General features: G+C 33.1%; 15 protein-coding genes. 4 read left to right on the plus strand and 11 right to left on the minus strand.

The features are described from left to right. From hemW to RNZ47_RS01190, 3 genes are read right to left on the minus strand one after another with little or no spacing between them, the layout of a single operon-like run. Window positions 1–1146: a radical SAM family heme chaperone HemW gene (gene hemW / locus RNZ47_RS01180; protein ID WP_311935300.1), complete on the minus strand. Its 1146-nt coding sequence runs from the start codon at window positions 1144–1146 to the stop codon at window positions 1–3. Beyond that, window positions 1146–1700 (minus strand): crossover junction endodeoxyribonuclease RuvC, encoded by a 555-nt coding sequence (gene ruvC, locus RNZ47_RS01185; protein WP_311935301.1) that lies wholly within the window; start codon window positions 1698–1700, stop codon window positions 1146–1148. Before ruvC ends, hemW begins: the two co-directional genes overlap by 1 nt. Beyond that, window positions 1700–2329, minus strand: coding sequence for an outer membrane beta-barrel protein (locus RNZ47_RS01190; RefSeq protein ID WP_311935303.1), 630 nt, complete (start codon window positions 2327–2329; stop codon window positions 1700–1702). Before RNZ47_RS01190 ends, ruvC begins: the two co-directional genes overlap by 1 nt. 40 nt (window positions 2330–2369) lie before the next feature. Between RNZ47_RS01190 and RNZ47_RS01195 the strand changes: the two genes are divergently transcribed. From RNZ47_RS01195 to RNZ47_RS01205, 3 genes are all read left to right on the plus strand, one after another. After that, the gene (locus RNZ47_RS01195) at window positions 2370–3338 is read left to right on the plus strand and encodes a lysylphosphatidylglycerol synthase domain-containing protein (RefSeq protein ID WP_311935305.1); all 969 of its coding nucleotides are present in this window, start codon (window positions 2370–2372) and stop codon (window positions 3336–3338) included. Between the two features lie 2 nt (window positions 3339–3340). Then, window positions 3341–4465, plus strand: a complete 1125-nt coding sequence (locus tag RNZ47_RS01200) for a glycosyltransferase (RefSeq protein WP_311935306.1) — start codon at window positions 3341–3343, stop codon at window positions 4463–4465. Between the two features lie 78 nt (window positions 4466–4543). Beyond that, window positions 4544–5410: a hypothetical protein gene (locus tag RNZ47_RS01205; protein ID WP_311935308.1), complete on the plus strand. Its 867-nt coding sequence runs from the start codon at window positions 4544–4546 to the stop codon at window positions 5408–5410. 193 nt (window positions 5411–5603) lie between these two features. On the opposite strand, the gene RNZ47_RS01210 is transcribed toward RNZ47_RS01205, so the two are convergent. The 4 genes from RNZ47_RS01210 to RNZ47_RS01225 all read right to left on the minus strand — a co-directional run bounded on the left by RNZ47_RS01210 (window position 5604) and on the right by RNZ47_RS01225 (window position 10311). Further along, window positions 5604–6080 carry a hypothetical protein gene (locus RNZ47_RS01210; protein ID WP_311935309.1) on the minus strand — a complete coding sequence of 159 codons (477 nt, stop codon included), beginning with the start codon at window positions 6078–6080 and terminating at the stop codon, window positions 5604–5606. A gap of 267 nt (window positions 6081–6347) precedes the next feature. Further along, on the minus strand, window positions 6348–7490 hold the full coding sequence (locus tag RNZ47_RS01215) for a tetratricopeptide repeat protein (protein WP_311935310.1): 1143 nt from the start codon (window positions 7488–7490) through the stop codon (window positions 6348–6350). Window positions 7491–7492: 2 nt separating this feature from the next. Next, window positions 7493–9949, minus strand: coding sequence for an energy transducer TonB (locus RNZ47_RS01220; RefSeq protein ID WP_311935311.1), 2457 nt, complete (start codon window positions 9947–9949; stop codon window positions 7493–7495). Then, the gene (locus tag RNZ47_RS01225; protein ID WP_311935312.1) at window positions 9946–10311 is read right to left on the minus strand and encodes a BlaI/MecI/CopY family transcriptional regulator; all 366 of its coding nucleotides are present in this window, start codon (window positions 10309–10311) and stop codon (window positions 9946–9948) included. The genes RNZ47_RS01220 and RNZ47_RS01225 overlap by 4 nt, the downstream gene beginning before the upstream one ends. A gap of 140 nt (window positions 10312–10451) precedes the next feature. On the opposite strand from RNZ47_RS01225, the gene RNZ47_RS01230 reads away from it, so the two are divergent. After that, on the plus strand, window positions 10452–10955 hold the full coding sequence (locus tag RNZ47_RS01230; RefSeq protein WP_311935314.1) for a DUF456 domain-containing protein: 504 nt from the start codon (window positions 10452–10454) through the stop codon (window positions 10953–10955). A 275-nt stretch (window positions 10956–11230) separates the two neighbouring features. On the opposite strand, the gene RNZ47_RS01235 is transcribed toward RNZ47_RS01230, so the two are convergent. The 4 genes from RNZ47_RS01235 to RNZ47_RS01250 form a co-directional block, all read right to left on the minus strand. Beyond that, a complete protein-coding gene (locus RNZ47_RS01235; protein WP_311935316.1) occupies window positions 11231–11905 on the minus strand; it encodes a response regulator in 675 nt (224 codons plus the stop codon). A gap of 10 nt (window positions 11906–11915) precedes the next feature. Continuing rightward, entirely contained in the window at window positions 11916–13751 is a 1836-nt protein-coding gene (locus RNZ47_RS01240) for a tetratricopeptide repeat-containing sensor histidine kinase (RefSeq protein WP_311935318.1), read from the minus strand. A 114-nt stretch (window positions 13752–13865) separates the two neighbouring features. After that, on the minus strand, window positions 13866–14018 hold the full coding sequence (locus RNZ47_RS01245; protein ID WP_311935320.1) for a hypothetical protein: 153 nt from the start codon (window positions 14016–14018) through the stop codon (window positions 13866–13868). A gap of 386 nt (window positions 14019–14404) precedes the next feature. After that, on the minus strand, window positions 14405–15412 hold the full coding sequence (locus RNZ47_RS01250; protein WP_311935321.1) for a LacI family DNA-binding transcriptional regulator: 1008 nt from the start codon (window positions 15410–15412) through the stop codon (window positions 14405–14407). Between the last annotated feature and the right edge of the window lie 446 nt (window positions 15413–15858).

A 15858-nucleotide genomic window follows, 5' to 3' on the forward strand; every position in this document is an offset into this window, starting at 1 on the left:
TCAAATCATAAACAATTCCGAGGCCATCCCATCAACTAAAAATTTTCCTTTTTGGGTGGTTTTTAAAATTGAAGACTGAGATTCCTCATTAGGGTTCGCAATAACAAGCAAACCTTTTTCTATAAATTTTTCTGAAGTCTTTTTTAAATGAGTTAAATACTCTTTGCCAAAATCGGATTCAATTTTACTTAAAGAAACGCCCCAAATGGTGCGCAAACCCGTCATAATATATTCATTATACTGGTCTTTTACAGAAAGCGTTTCAACAGTATTTGGCAACGCATTGTTTTGAATGGATTGAATGTATTTTGAATTATTTGATACATTCCAACTACGCTGATTATTATTGAATGAATGCGCCGAAGGCCCAATGCCTATATACGGTTTCCCTTGCCAATAACTGGTATTGTGCTTTGAAAAATAGTTGGGTTTACCAAAATTGGAAATCTCGTAATGCACAAAACCTTGTGCGTTTGTTTTTTCTACTAAATGATTAAAATGCTGTAAAGCCAAACGCTCGTCTATTGGCGGATAGGTTCCTTTTTTTATAAAGGCGTCCAAAGCGGTTTTTGGCTCGACGGTTAAGGCATAACTTGAAATGTGTTTAATCCCAAAACCAAAAGCGATTTCTAAATTTTCGCTCCATTTTTCCAAACTCATATTGGGGATGCCGTAAATTAAATCGATGGTGATATTATCGAAATGCCGCGTTGCTTCTTGCAAACATGCTTTGGCTTCATGGGCGTTATGCGCGCGATTCATGCTTTTTAAATCGTCTTCAAAAAACGATTGAATACCGATACTTAGGCGGTTAATTGGACTTTTAGATAGTTGGATTATTAGATTATTAGATAAATCGTCTGGATTTGCTTCTAAAGTGATTTCCGGATTTTCAACGACTTGATAGTTTTTATAAACTGCATCAATCATCAATTGTAATTCTTCAACAGGCAATAAAGAAGGTGTGCCGCCACCAAAATAAATGGTTTCGATAGATTGGTATTTAAGCTCGTCTTTTCGTAATTCCAATTCTTTTACCAAAGATTGAATCAATTCATCTTTCTTTTTTAAAGATGTTGAAAAATGAAAATCGCAATAAAAACAAGCTTGCTTGCAAAACGGGATGTGGATGTATATTCCTGCCATTATTTTTTTACACGAGATTCATTCTGTTTAACAAAAGCACTCCACCCCGAATAACTTTTACCAACCGTAATTGTTCCTGAGTTGTAAAAATGACAAACGGCTGCCGCTAAACCATCTGTCGCATCCAAGTTCTTGGGCAAGGTTTTTAATCCCAATAAACTTTGAAGCATTTTAGCAACCTGTTCCTTACTCGCATTTCCATTACCGGTAATGGCCATTTTTATTTTTTTCGGAAGGTACTCGGTAATCGGAATTTCGCGACTTAATCCCGCAGCCATGGCAACACCTTGTGCGCGACCCAACTTGAGCATACTTTGCACGTTTTTACCATAAAACGGGGCTTCAATGGCTATTTCGTCTGGATTGTGGGTGTCGATAAGTTCTATGGTGCGCTCAAAAATAAGTTTCAGCTTTAAATAATGATCGCTATATTTTTTCAAATCCAATTCATTTAGCTGCATAAACTCCATATTCTTTCCAACCACTTTTATAAGTCCGAAACCCATAATAGTCGTCCCTGGGTCAATGCCTAAAATAATTTTTTCTTTGCTCATTAATCGCAATATTGACAACCACTAAGCGAAATAGATGCGCCAATAGTCAAGGTTAACAGGTTTCCGTTAAACGATCCAAATCCACTTGAAACAGGATTAAAATCTTTTCCAAATCCCAATATGTAAGAGGCATCAAAATACACTGAAAGTTTATCCGAAACACCATAATGAAACTCAATGCCTGCCATCGTATTTAAAAATGAGGTGTCGTTTTGGGTATAATTCCCCAATGGTTTAATGCTTGTAAAACCTGGACCAGCATGTAAAAACGTGCCCATGCGCTGTGGCAAAAAGCTAAATACACTCGTTGCATTGTAAACCAATTGTGCATTAAGCCGTGTATAGTTTATTTTAAATTCCGCTGTGTTGTCCATATTAGAAAAGCGGTTGTAACCAAAATCCAATTTCGCGCCCCATTTTGGTTTAAACATATATTGAACACCTAAATTAATACTTGGGAAATTCACAGATTTAGCCTCAAAATTTGTAACAAAGCCGCTTGCCGACGGACTATTGACACCCAATGCAAACTGCGCTTTAATCGTACTTGTATCACTTTGTGAAAACGTAAAAAAACTAAAACAAGTAAAGAGTATTGAAAATAATATCGGTTTAAATTTTAGAGGCATAAAATAATATTGGTTTAATTTGCTGTACCCTTTTATAATTATGAATAAAACGCTGCCATACAAAACTAAGCAATTCTTTTTTGTGCTGATTAAATTAAGTGTTGTAGTTGGCGCATTTTATTTTATCTATAATAAATTGGCAAACAACGAGGGTTTACAATTTTCCAATTTTGTTGATTTTCTATCAAAAAAGAACGTTTTTACTTCAAAAAACATCATTTTATTGCTTTTTTTAAGTGGTTTTAATTGGTTTTTCGAAATTTTAAAATGGAAAACTTTAGTCTCTTTTGTTAAAAAAACCACTTTTAAACATGCTTTCAAGCAAAGTTTAGGCGCCTTAACAGCCTCGTTATTTACACCAAATAGAATTGGAGAATACGGTGCAAAAGCCATTTACTATACCCCAAATTTCAGAAAACGTATCGTACTCATTAACCTGTTAAGCAACCTATTGCAAATGGCTGTAACCATTGTTTTTGGTGTGATAGGTTTATATTTTCTTGCAACTAATTATGAGGTAAATGTAGATTATCACAAATTAGCAAGTGTCTTGATCATTGGTTTAATACTCGTGTTTTTAATAGGTTTTGGCGTAAAACAAAGCAAGTTCACCATCAAAGGGTTTTCGTTGGAAAAGGTGAAACAATTCATTTTAAAATTTCCCAAAGAAAAAATCGTGCTTGGGTTTTTACTTTCGTTATTGCGCTACCTTATTTTTTCGTTTCAGTTTTACTTTTTATTACAACTTTTTGGGGTTGAAATTTCATATTTTAATGCCATGGCAATAATCACTTCTATGTATGTATTGGCATCCGTCGTTCCGTCTATTTTTATTTTTGATGTGGTTATAAAAGGAAGCGTCGCCCTATATTTGTTTGCTTTTATTAACGTAAACGAACTCACTATTTTAAGCATAATTACCATCATGTGGCTGTTAAATTTTGTATTGCCAAGTGTATTTGGAAGCTATTATGTGCTCAATTTTAATCTACCAAAAACCGAAGATTAATTATGGTTTTAATCAGTATTATTATAACACTTTTATACTTAGTTTTAATAGGAAGTTTTGTTATTGGATTTGATAAAGTCCCTGTTTTTAAGCTGAAGGACATTAAAGCGAAAACCACTTTTTCCGTAATAATTCCTTTTAGAAATGAAGCTGAAAATTTACCACATTTATTAGCTTCAATCGATGCTTTGGCATACCCGAATCATTTATATGAAATTATTTTTGTTGATGACGAATCGGATGATGAGTCCGTTGATATAATTATGAGATTTCTCACTAATGTTCGAAATGACATCAAAGTAATTTCAAACAAAAGAGTATCAAATTCCCCAAAAAAAGATGCGATAACCACAGCTATAAGTCAAGCTAGAAACGACTGGATTATCACGACCGATGCCGATTGCATTTTGCCCAAATATTGGCTGGATAGTTTTGATGAATGCATTCAAACCACAACAAGTAAATGTATTGTTGCCCCCGTAACTTTCCATGCTAAAAGCGGCTTTTTAAATCGGTTTCAATTACTCGATATGTTAAGTTTACAAGGTGCCACCATTGGCGGATTTGGCATTAAAAAACCCTTTTTGTGCAATGGCGCCAATTTTGCCTATCAAAAAGCATTGTTTATTGAATTAAACGGATTTGACGGTAACAAAAATATAGCCAGTGGCGATGATATTTTCCTCTTGGAAAAGGCTGTAAAAAAACACCCTAAAAACCTTAATTATTTAAAATGCGAACAAGCCATTGTTACCACAAATGCACAGCCAAATTGGAAGGCTTTAAAAGCACAACGCATCCGGTGGGCAGCAAAAACCAGTGCTTACAACAATCTATTTGGCAAGTTAACAGGGGTAATGGTGTTCCTCATGAATGCTTTAATTATGTCACTCTTACCATGGGTTTTACTATACGTATTCGGCATTAAAATCTTTATTTATCTTTTAATAATCAAATTTAGCATCGATTATTTATTGATTTTTAAATCGGCTACATTCTTTAATCAAAAACAGGTTTTAAGCACTTATGTTTTCGGATTTTTGCTCTATCCGTTCTTTAGCGTTTATATCGCATTTGTTTCGCTATTTAAAGGTTACAAATGGAAAGGTCGGGATTCTAAAAAATAAATACGATTGATTTATTTTTAGTAATTTTACATACCTGTGCTTAGCGCAGTTAAAGTATAACCCACATCTTATAAACCTATGAAAAAGATACTTTTTTTACTTGTGTTAACCACCTCATATTTGTCACTATCCGCACAACAACAATACACCATTAACGGAAAAAATTATGAGCTTAAAACCGCCGTTGAAGGCCATTTGGATTTACTTTGGAACACCGTCGACAAACAATTTAGGTACTTTGTAAAAACCGGCGATGGCAACATTTCCGAACTACTTAACACCAAAAATTCAAACAACAACTTTAACGAAGAATACAAAACACAGCTTAAAAACCTAACCGAAAACACCTCAATTTCGGTAAACGATTTAAAATTCACATTAACCGATTTAACGCAGTTTATCAAACAGTACAACACAGCCGTTGGAGATTCGGCGTATCTCGACGAAAAACCAACCCTAAAATCGCGTTTGGGCTTATTTGGCGGCATTACAAACCATCCTTTTGTAAGCAACCCCAACAATACCACAGTGCCATTTTTTGGTGCCGAACTCGAAATAATATCGTCACTTAAAACCTCAAGGCATGCTGGTTTTTTTAGTGTCGAGCACGCTTTGGACAACACGGATTTTAAATACACAAGCACGCAACTCGCTTTGGGTTATCGGTACCGTTTTATTAACAAACCAGCGTTTAATATCTACGGAAACGCCCTTTTGGGCACTTATAATGTCTCAAAAAACACCATCGAATTAATCGGTTTGCCCCATGAAGTTGTAAAAAATTCAACCTTTAAAACGCCATTTGCGTTCGGTTTGGGAGCCGATATTAAAATTGGCAACACCGGTTTTATTACACTGGCCTACAACGAATTATTTGCCATATTTACAGATAATAACAAGCATTTTCCGGTCGATTTTGCTGTTGGCTACAAGTTTAATTTATAGTATAATTATTATAAAAACGGTCGTTTGGTTGTAAGTTTTTGGGCGTTCCCCTGCGCTTCGAGTACCTCAGCGACCGTCGGGTTGGGCTTTCCGTTGCAAGTCCTCGCTCGTGCCTCGCTGTGGGCTTTCCACTGCAATCCCTAACGCACTATCCACCATTGGCATTACCCGAATCCAAATTGCATTAAATCTGCTAATTCACCTTAATAATTATGGGCAGTTTAAATTCCGTAGTCACTTGCTGCCCGCGTTTTGAGGCCGGAAAAATTTTAGGAAGCGAATCCAGACTTTTGGTAAGTAAACGTTTAATATTCGGGATTTCGGCCATAGTCAACGAATCTATTTTGGCATCCATTAATTTTAAATCCCCCGTTTCAGACACTCGAAAATTAATCACGATCGTGTCACTAATATCTTTGGTTACAATAATAATTTCATCCTGTAAAAATTCAGAAATATGAGTTGTTAAAACCTCTTGAAAACAGGCTTTCCTTTCTTCTTTAAGCGTTAAGGAATCACAAACCGAAAAACTTGGATAGGCATCAACATCGTTCCAATTAAAAGTTTGCAATTCTTCTTTTAAAATAGCCTCAGAAGATGTTTTTTTTACCTTAAAATACTCGCAAGATGTAAGCGTTAAAATAAACAGAAAAACACAAATTTGTCTCATGGATTAAAACTGAAACCGAAAAGTACAATTTTTTTAGATTTTAATATCTAGTTTAGTATTGATATTATGCCAAATTAAAACAACACTAAAGTTTTAGTACATTTTAATTAGGAAAAACGCATTAAAATCAACACCCTATTTTTAGCCGAAAATCTTGCCTTCTTAAAAGAAACATTGGTCAGCAAAATTAAAAACCTGAAATCATCTAGACCTAACAGGTTTTTAAAACCTGTTAGGTCTAATCAATGAAATTCGTGGCTTAATATTTTAATCTGCTTTCTTTTCTACTTTAAGAAACTTTTCCTTTTTAAGGCTTGAAATCCGTTCATCTGCATAAGCTTTCAATTTACTATTTGGGAATTTTTTCTTAAAATCCTCATACCCTTTAATCTTGGCATCGTAATCGGCGTAATAAGCTTCCAGCGTTATGGCCAAATGAAAACTAGAAAACTCGTTGGCGGGGTTTTCCTTAACGGCTTTTTTTAAAGCTTCAATGCCTTCTTTGTATTTTTTTTGCCGATTTAAAACCGTTGCTAATTTAGCATATTCGGCATCCAGTGGTTTGTCTAATATGGATAACGCCTTCGAAATATACTTTTCTGCATTTTTAAAATCATCTATTTTTTCGTAATAGGTCCCTATCACATAAATGGACGTGGCATCTTTCGGGCTGAATTGTAAAGCTAATTCTCGTTGTATTATTGCTTTTTCAAATTCATATAATTGGGCATAACTCAAACTTAGCTTTTCATGTATAAATTCTGAGGATTCGCCTAATTCCAAAAGCTTTTCAAACCAAACAATGGCATTTTCATATTGATTTCGCACATAATAATTTTGCGCTTTCAAACTTATTAATTGCTTGTTGTTTTTATAAGACGATAAACCAATATCTATGTATTTATCTGCCAGTTTATTATGCCCTTTTTTAAGATGGTGCCTAGCAATTTTATAAATGGCTTTTTGGTGTGTGCTGTCTAATTGAAAGGCACTAAAAAACCTATTTTGTGCCGTGGAATCTTTTAATTGTTCTAAACTCAAGCCCAACTCGTAATGGAAATTCGGATTTTTATAATCTGTATAAACCAATTTATTGAATATTTCTGCGGCTCTTTTAAAGTTTTCGGTTCGGTATAAAAATTTACCAAAATCATATTTCAGCAAGGTGTTTTTCGGGTTGGTTTCTACGCCTTTTTCGTAGTTAATTAAAGCTTCGTCGTAATTGCCAATGGCGATATATGCTTTTGCTATTTTATGATAAACCTCAGGCGGGTTATCGTACACTTTATATTGGGCAATGGCTTTACTATAGTTACCGTGGGCAAATAAACTATCGGCAATGTTTAAAACCGAAGTTTGAGCTTCGGTTTTAAATACTAATAATAAAAATATAAAAATTAGTCTAATCATATTTAATCGGCTACTTGGAAAATTATTGGTAAAGAATATGACACATCTACCTTTTTGCCTTTATGTTTACCAGGAATTAATTTAGGAATAGATTTAATTACTCGTATGGCTTCAGCTTCTATATCTGGATGCGGCGCTCTAGATTTTTCAATTACAATATCTCCCTTTTTTGTGATTTTAAAAACAATATTAATGCGTTGTCTTCCTTTTAAACCTAAACTTTTAGCTAAATCAGTATTAAAGTTTCTATTTACAAACTTTGAAACTCCATTCGTTGTACATTTTCTTCTTTCTTTTTCAGTTTCTAAAGCTTTGCATTCTGGTAAAGTTGGTGCTTTATCAACAATAGCAAAGGGCAGTTCATTTGATGTATTTGATTCATTGTTAACAATAAATTCATCAAGCATTTCTGTATCTTCAACCTCAAAAATTATGGGCAACGAGTAAGGTACAGTAACTACTTTGCCTTTTTGCATTCCGGGTTTCATTTTTGGCAACGACGAAATAACACGAATGGCTTCAGCCTCTAAAGCTGGGTGAGGTCCTCTGGAATGTACACCCGTAATATTGCCTTTTTTATCAATCTTAAAAATAACATTTATACGCTGTCTGCCACTTAATCCGTATTCACTTGCTTTTTTAGTGTTGAAATTATTATTCACAAATTCGGTGATTTTTTTGCTCATGCACGTTTTCTTTTCGGCATTGTTTCCTTCCTCACAACCGGGATAAACGGGTACGTTCTCGAGAACTGCAAAAGGGACTTCTATATCTTCTTCGAGGTCTTCTCCAAAAATATCCTTTTTCTTATTTTCTTGATAAGCAACAGTTTTAGTTTTATCGTCAGCCGTTTTATCTGCCACTTGAAATATTATGGGCAATGAATATGGTACCGTTACAGCTTTACCTTTTTGCTTTCCCGGAATCATTTTTGGCAAGGTTTTAATAACCCGAATGGCCTCTGCCTCTAAATCGGGGTGTGGCGCTCTAGAACGAATACCTTTAATTTGGCCCTCAGTATCAATTTTAAAAATAACATTGATGCGCTGTCTGCCAGTTAAACCCAACGTGTTGGCTAAACCGGTATTAAAGTTGCGCTGTACATGTTTTGAAATGTTTTCGGATATGCATTTTTTTTGATCTTCCCTAGATAAATTTTCGCATCCGGGATAAACTGGCACTTGGTCTATGACTGCAAATGGGACTTCAACATCGTTTAAAACATCAGCAAATAATGGATTGTTAAAACCATCATCACTTGTAAAAACAAGTAAACTTTTTAATTCTTTTACTTCCGCATCGTTTAAATATCCTTGCACTTGAATTTGCTCAAACACTGCCGAGATTTTTTCAACCAATTCTGTTTTTGATTCTTGATTTGTAAAACTTTGTACTTCTTCTACCAAATTAGCATTAAAAGTTTCTTCCTTTGCGATGTCCAGTAACAGACTTAAACCTTTTTCTTCTTCTTTATTTACATGACCTTGAACTGCTATTTGCTCTTTTACCGCTTTTATTTTCTTTATTAAAGGACTCTCCTTTTTTTGTTCAATATTAATGTTGCTTTTTTTGTTTTGTGCATTTAGGGGTTGCGTACAGGATGTATAAACCAACATCCCAAAAACCAGCGGAATTAAAAGTGCATACTTAAATAAATTAACTTGTTTTGATTTTGTTTTTGATAACATAACGATTCGTTTTTTGATTAATGATTGTTTAAAAAAGGTATTGATGAATGATATATTTTTGGTTTCAAAAACCTCAGCCAAAAGGTTCTGATAGTACTGTGCTTTATTTTGATGTTTTACCGCATGGGCATCAGCAATAAACTCATGCAATGTTGCCATTCGGCTTTGATACATATACACGAAAGGATTAAACCAGAATACAATGCGCAATACTTCAAAAAACAATAAATCCAAAGTGTGTTTTTGTTGGGTGTGGATGAGCTCGTGTTTTAAAATGGTTTCCTTGTCTTCTGCTTTGAGCTTTTCTCCTAAAAATATGTAATGGAAAAACGAAAATGCCGCGGTGCTGTTCAACAATTCAACCAACACTATATTGCCCACAGATTGTTTTGGGTTTTTAATAACCAAGGCAGCAATTTTAATGATTTTAAACACAAACAGACCAAACGCCACGGATAAACCCATGTAGAATACCAACTCCCAAATTGAGAAGGTATTCTGCTCTAAAACCACCGCGTTTAAAGCCATGGTGTTATTCGCATTTGCAGCAGATTGCCCCAAAACCACTTCGGGCAATGTGATGATATAATTTTGCGGCACAACCTTTTTAAAGCTTTCCAATTTTATAAACGGAAGGACTAACGATAGCAATGCAGTGGCCAAAAGGTATAATCTGTTCCATTTAAAAAAGGTTTCTTTTTTTAAAAACACATCGTAAGCCAATAAAAAGATGAGCTGAAACGCTACGGTTTGCAATATATAATGTATCATTTTTCGTTGTTTTTATTGATTTCCTTTAAAACCGATTCCAATTCGTTTAAACTAATATCGTTTTTCTTTACAAAAAAAGACACCATGCTTTTAAACGATCCCTGAAAATAATTATCGACCAGCTTATTAATGGATTGATTGCTGTATTCGTGCTGCGGAACTATTGGAAAATACAAATGCCCTTTTCCTTGTTTTTCGTAATCTACAAAGCCTTTGCTCTCTAAAATCCTTACAATGGTCGATACGGTATTGTATGCTGGTTTTGGTTCCGGGAATTCTTCGATTATGGCTTTTACATTGGCTTTTTTAAGTTGCCAAAGTATTTGCATAATATCTTCTTCTGCTTTGGTGAGTTGTTTCATTTTTATCAAATTTCATTATTCAACTAAACTTTTAGTTAAACAAATATAACTAAAAAATTAGTTTAAACTAATTTTTTAGTTTAAAAATGTAACAACTTGCTTATTTTGGCGTCATACTAGTGCATATTTTAAACACATTTATGGATATTATTTTAGTTATTGTGGCTGCCTCATTTATAGTTTTAGGTATATTAGGCAGTTTCCTTCCGGTTTTACCCGGGCCTTTAACAAGTTGGATTGGGCTGTTAATCGTTCATTTAACAGAGGCCATCCCCATGGATAGGTCGTTTGTAATTATAACCCTTGTTATTGCTATACTTATTTGGGTTCTGGATTATATTATACCTGCCATTGGCACGAAACGTTTTGGCGGTACAAAATCGGGGATGATTGGTACCACCTTGGGCTTAATTGTTGGGCTGTTTGCCCCAATTCCCGGTGGTATAATTATTGGTCCTTTTGTTGGCGCACTAATTGGCGAACTGTTAAACAATGCCGATTCTAAAACAGCTTTTAAAGCAGCATTTGGTTCGTTTATTGGGTTTTTAACTTCAACTTTTATAAAGTTTATAGTGGCCGTTATTTACTTAGGGTTGTTTATTGGCATTATATGGGAGTATAAAAGTGCCCTATTTTCATTCTAAAAAAACGAATTGATTTAAAAAGAAGAACCCTGTGGGTCTCTCACCTCCACAGGGTTTTGTAAATTGCTATTATCAACAAAAAAATTGAGGGATTAATTAATTTGAAGTGTTGATAGAACAAATATATATATAACAATTGGCTTTGAACTGCGGAAAACCCACAGCAGTTTTACGGTTAAATGATAGAGTTTAAGTATAGCAATGCTTTTGAGGTCAAAAAAAAATGATAAAAAATGAGATTAAAATCAAAAAAAGGCCCCTAAGTAATATTTAAACTACACAAACCCTTCTTTTCGGGCGTTTTCTATTAAAGTTTCGTCTTGCCCATCGTGCACCGAAAACAGTTCCCTGAGTTGTTTTTTTCTCTTTTCTATGGCACTTATGGATATATCTAAATGAGATGCCAAATTTTTTGTCCGTACCCCTTGAGATAGTAAATGGAGTATCTTTCTGTTTTTATCATCAATTACAATATTGCTTGTAATCGTTTTTCTTATATGCCTATTTACGGTACCACTGTAAAATGGCGGATTGTTAAGTACAGCTTGAAAGGCACTGGCCAGTTCGCTTGATGTTAGATCGCTTTTAATTAAAAACCCTTCCGGATCTATGGTTTTTATAATATTATGAATACGGAAAGATTCGTTAAACATGGTTAACACAATAATTTTGGCGTTTGGTAAAATTTTGCGCGCATATTCTGCTAAATCTTCGCCAGATTGCATAGTACCATCCGATGATGGCGGTAAGCTAATATCTACAAATAAAACGTTATACGGTACGCTTTTTTCAATCGATTTATTCATAAAAGCCAAAGCCTCGTCACAATTATTTGCTATATCAATCGATAATTCCTGGTTGTCTTTTTTAGTAAATAATAATGTGTTCTGATAGCCCTCAATAATCATGGGGTGGTCATCAATCATTAATATTTTAATATGCTCAATCATTTAATTATAATTAATCTGTTTTAACCTTTATTTTTATAGTTGTGCCTTTATTTAATTCTGATTTTATAGTTAAATCACCTTTAATTTCCTCAACTCTAGAGTTTATGTTTTTTAAGCCAATGCCTTTTTTCGCTTTATTGACATCAAACCCAGTACCGTTGTCGTTTATGGTTAAGCAAAATACGTTATTTTTAACTTCAAAACTAATTTTTACAAGGGTTGCCTTAGCGTGTTTATAAATATTTTGAAGTGATTCCTGTATGATTCTGTAAATGTGAATTTTAGTTTTGTTTGACGCTTCTTCCCAATCAATTTCATTATTATTTAGTTCATAATCAAATCCATAAGCTTTGGTTTGTGTTTCTATTAGGGTTTTTATTATATCCATAAAACCGGACCCGGCAACAAAATCGGTATTTAATTCGTGGGATACTTTTCTAATATCCTCCTCAATGGTTTTAAGTTCGCTAATATATTGGCTTCTGGTATTAATGGCTTCAGCACTAGTGCCCATGTTTAAACTATCTAAGCTTAACCGGGTTCCAAACAAACGGCCTAAAACACCATCGTGTAATTCTTGCGAAACACGTTTCTTTTCCAATGTTCTAGCCTCTTCAATATTATCTTGTTGCGAAAGCATGAGGTTATAAATCTCTTCGTTGGTTTCTTGTTGCTGTTGTATAAATTTTAATTCTTTGTTTTTGTTTCTTTGAGTTACCACAGAATATATTAAAAAGGACGTTATAATCAATATGATTGAAATAATTAAAAGCCACAGGCGCTCGCGCGCAATTCTGATGTTTTCTTGTTCTATTTGATTGGTTTCATACTTAATTCTCGCAAATTTATTTCTTATGGTTCGTTCTGCTTTTTGCAGACTATCGCTAAGTGCTATATAATCTTTTAAATATTTTGCGGCCGCGTTTCCTTCTTCAATTTTTGAAAGTAACAAAAGTGATTTCAATAAATCATCATTATGATATTGTTCAGAAATATCTTTGGCCCTATAGGCATAGTATTTTGCTGAGTCTTTTTGATTTTTATCATTGTAATATTCTGCTAAATGTTGATTTATAACTATTGAATTATAACTTGCAGCGCTATTATCTAAACTGTCGCAAATTCTTAAGGCTTTTAGATATAATCCTGGTAATTCGTCCTTTTTTTTTGATAAGTATAAAGTGTGCGCATAATTATCGAGTACCAATGCGTAAAAATCCGGTCGTTCATTAACCAAGTTTTTATTCTTTAAAATCTGTCCGTAAAAATCCAATGCTAATTGAAATTGTCCAGAATTTTTATATGATAATGCTAAATTGTTTTTAGAATTATCAATGGTTGCTTTTGTATTACCTTTCAGTGTTCTTTTTAAGGCTAAAGCATTTTTATGATAAGCTATGGATTCGTCATACAATTCTAATTGGTCAAACACCAAGCCTAAATTATTGAATAAAAACGATTTATATTTATCTACTTCATTTGTTTTTTCTAATTGATTTAATAAAGCAATAGCTTCAACAGAGGTTACTTCGCTGCCCGTAAAATCTTTTTCGTCTTTTTGAATTACAGCTATACCATATAGCGTTATGGCAATTTTGAATTTCTTTTTAAGTTTCCTGTAAATTTGTTCGGCTTTATGGTAATGATAGTATGCACTATCGGCTAAAACACTATACCGATACCCTTCGCCAATTTTATAATGGGCATTCGCGAATAATAAGGAATCCTGAAGATTGGCTAACCCATTTTTCTGAACGGAATCTATTACTTTAAAACTTTTGGTTTGTTGCGCCTTAGCAGCTATTACACAAAAAAGAATACTTATGTAAAAAAATAAAATTTTCAATTAAAGGCTGGATTAACTATTTCATCAAATGTATTTATAATTTTTTAATTTTTGTCAATAAAAAAAGGCTCTATCTAAATAAGACAGAACCTTTAATATATAGTCAATATTTTTTTAGTCATTTACTCCACCTCCTGTGTACGGAGTCGTATCTTCTGTTTGGTCACCATCATTTAAAACATCGTCTTCGTTTAAATCTTGTTTGGTACATGATGTAAATGCAGTTAAAAGTAATGCTAGTAATAAAGTAATTTTTAAAGCTTTCATAATTAATTCGGTTTTTAGGTTAAAATTATTTTCTTCTATTATATTCAGTTTATTCTATTAATTTTCAAATAATTAAAATATTATCAAGATTCCCGATTTTCAAAAAATCAAAATCTTGAGAGAGAAAAAATGGATAATTAACTTAAAAATCGAAACGCACAAAAGCGTATAGATTTTTTTCTTACTGTAAAATAAATTTTACAAACAAGTTTTAAAATGGATTAATAAATTTTATTAGCTGAGGGAGTTGATTTGGGTTGCTAATTTTGAGGATGGCTAAAGTAATCTGAAATTGTTTAATATTAGAAATTAATCGACGAAATGTTGTTTTTTATCGACAAAAAGCAAATCATTGTAGCTTTATTATACGATTATCTGTCGAAAATTTATAAAGTAGACCCATTTTTAACCAAACTTGTTTTAACAATTTTAGTTTTAAAATCATATGGTTCGCCGGTTATATTCTGTAATCTTTTTATGAGCATTTGAGCTGCATTGGCTCCAATTTCTTTAGCATGCTGCCTTATGGTAGTTAGCCGAGGTATGGAATGATTAGATACAGATTGGCTTGAAAACCCTATTACCGATATATCTTTTGGCACTTTAAGCCCAAGGCTTGTGGCCACATTAATAGCAATAACACCCGAAGCACTATCGGCGGAAATTACGGCATCAATATTTTTATGCTTTTTCATAAAAGCTATTATTTTATCTTGGGCATTATCTTCTTTTTTAATATTTAAGACCAACGGTTTGTAATCTTGACTTTCCAATATAGCTTTATTGTATCCTCGTTCTCTTAATTTACCAACACTTAAATCATCAATATTGCTCATAAATGCTATTTGCTTTCTATTTTCATCTAATAAATTTTTTGTAGCCCGGTAAGTGGCATCAAAATCATCTACTATTACTTTATCGCAAAGTACATCGTGCGCCACCCTATCAAACATGACTATTGGCAAACCTTGCTTGATGGTTTGTTTAAAATGTTCAATTTCATTTTTAATTTGGGTTTCTTCTGATACGCATAGAATAAACCCATCTACACTTCCGTTGGCCAATAATTGCAAGCTTTCCTTTTCTTTTTCTAAGGATTCGTTTGAAATACACGTCATTATATTATAGCCGTGCAATGAAGCTTCGCGCTCTATACCAAACAATACTTTTGATAAAAAATGATTGAGTATATCCGGTATAATAACACCAATGGTGTTGGTTCTGTTTTGCTTTAAACTTAATGCAACTTTATTGGGTTTGTAATTATATAGCTCCGCAAGTTCTTTGACACGCTTAATAGTTTCCTTGCCAATTTCCTCACTATTGTTTAATGCTTTTGAAACCGTAGATATTGAAACATTTAACTCTTTTGCTAATTGCTTTAAAGTAACCATTACATTTTAAAATTTATTTTAAAAGAATGCAATTTACAAAATTACATGATTCAACATGTAACACACTTGAAGTTCTTTTAATTTTAAAAAACATCTTTATTAAACCAAAAACACAATTGAAGAATTAATAGGTTTTGAGAATTAAATTGGTCTTTCTGTAACATTTTTACAAAAAACATATCTACTAATTAAAATTTTAACTCATTAAGTAAACTTTTTTTATTACATTTAATTTATATTAGTATATTTAAACTTGGGGTTTTTGTGATATACAAATGCATAATTGCTATTATTTTGTTCTCTTAGTTAAATTTTTGTTAATACCATCTATCGGCAGTTCATTGTTGTTCGTCATTAAAAACATGTTGTATATATATTATTTTTTATATCAAGACTATTATTAAATATTTTGCATACTTATATATTATATAATGTTTAAAACATTA

This window comes from Hwangdonia seohaensis, from assembly GCF_031932625.1.
Lineage (GTDB): Bacteria > Bacteroidota > Bacteroidia > Flavobacteriales > Flavobacteriaceae > Hwangdonia > Hwangdonia seohaensis.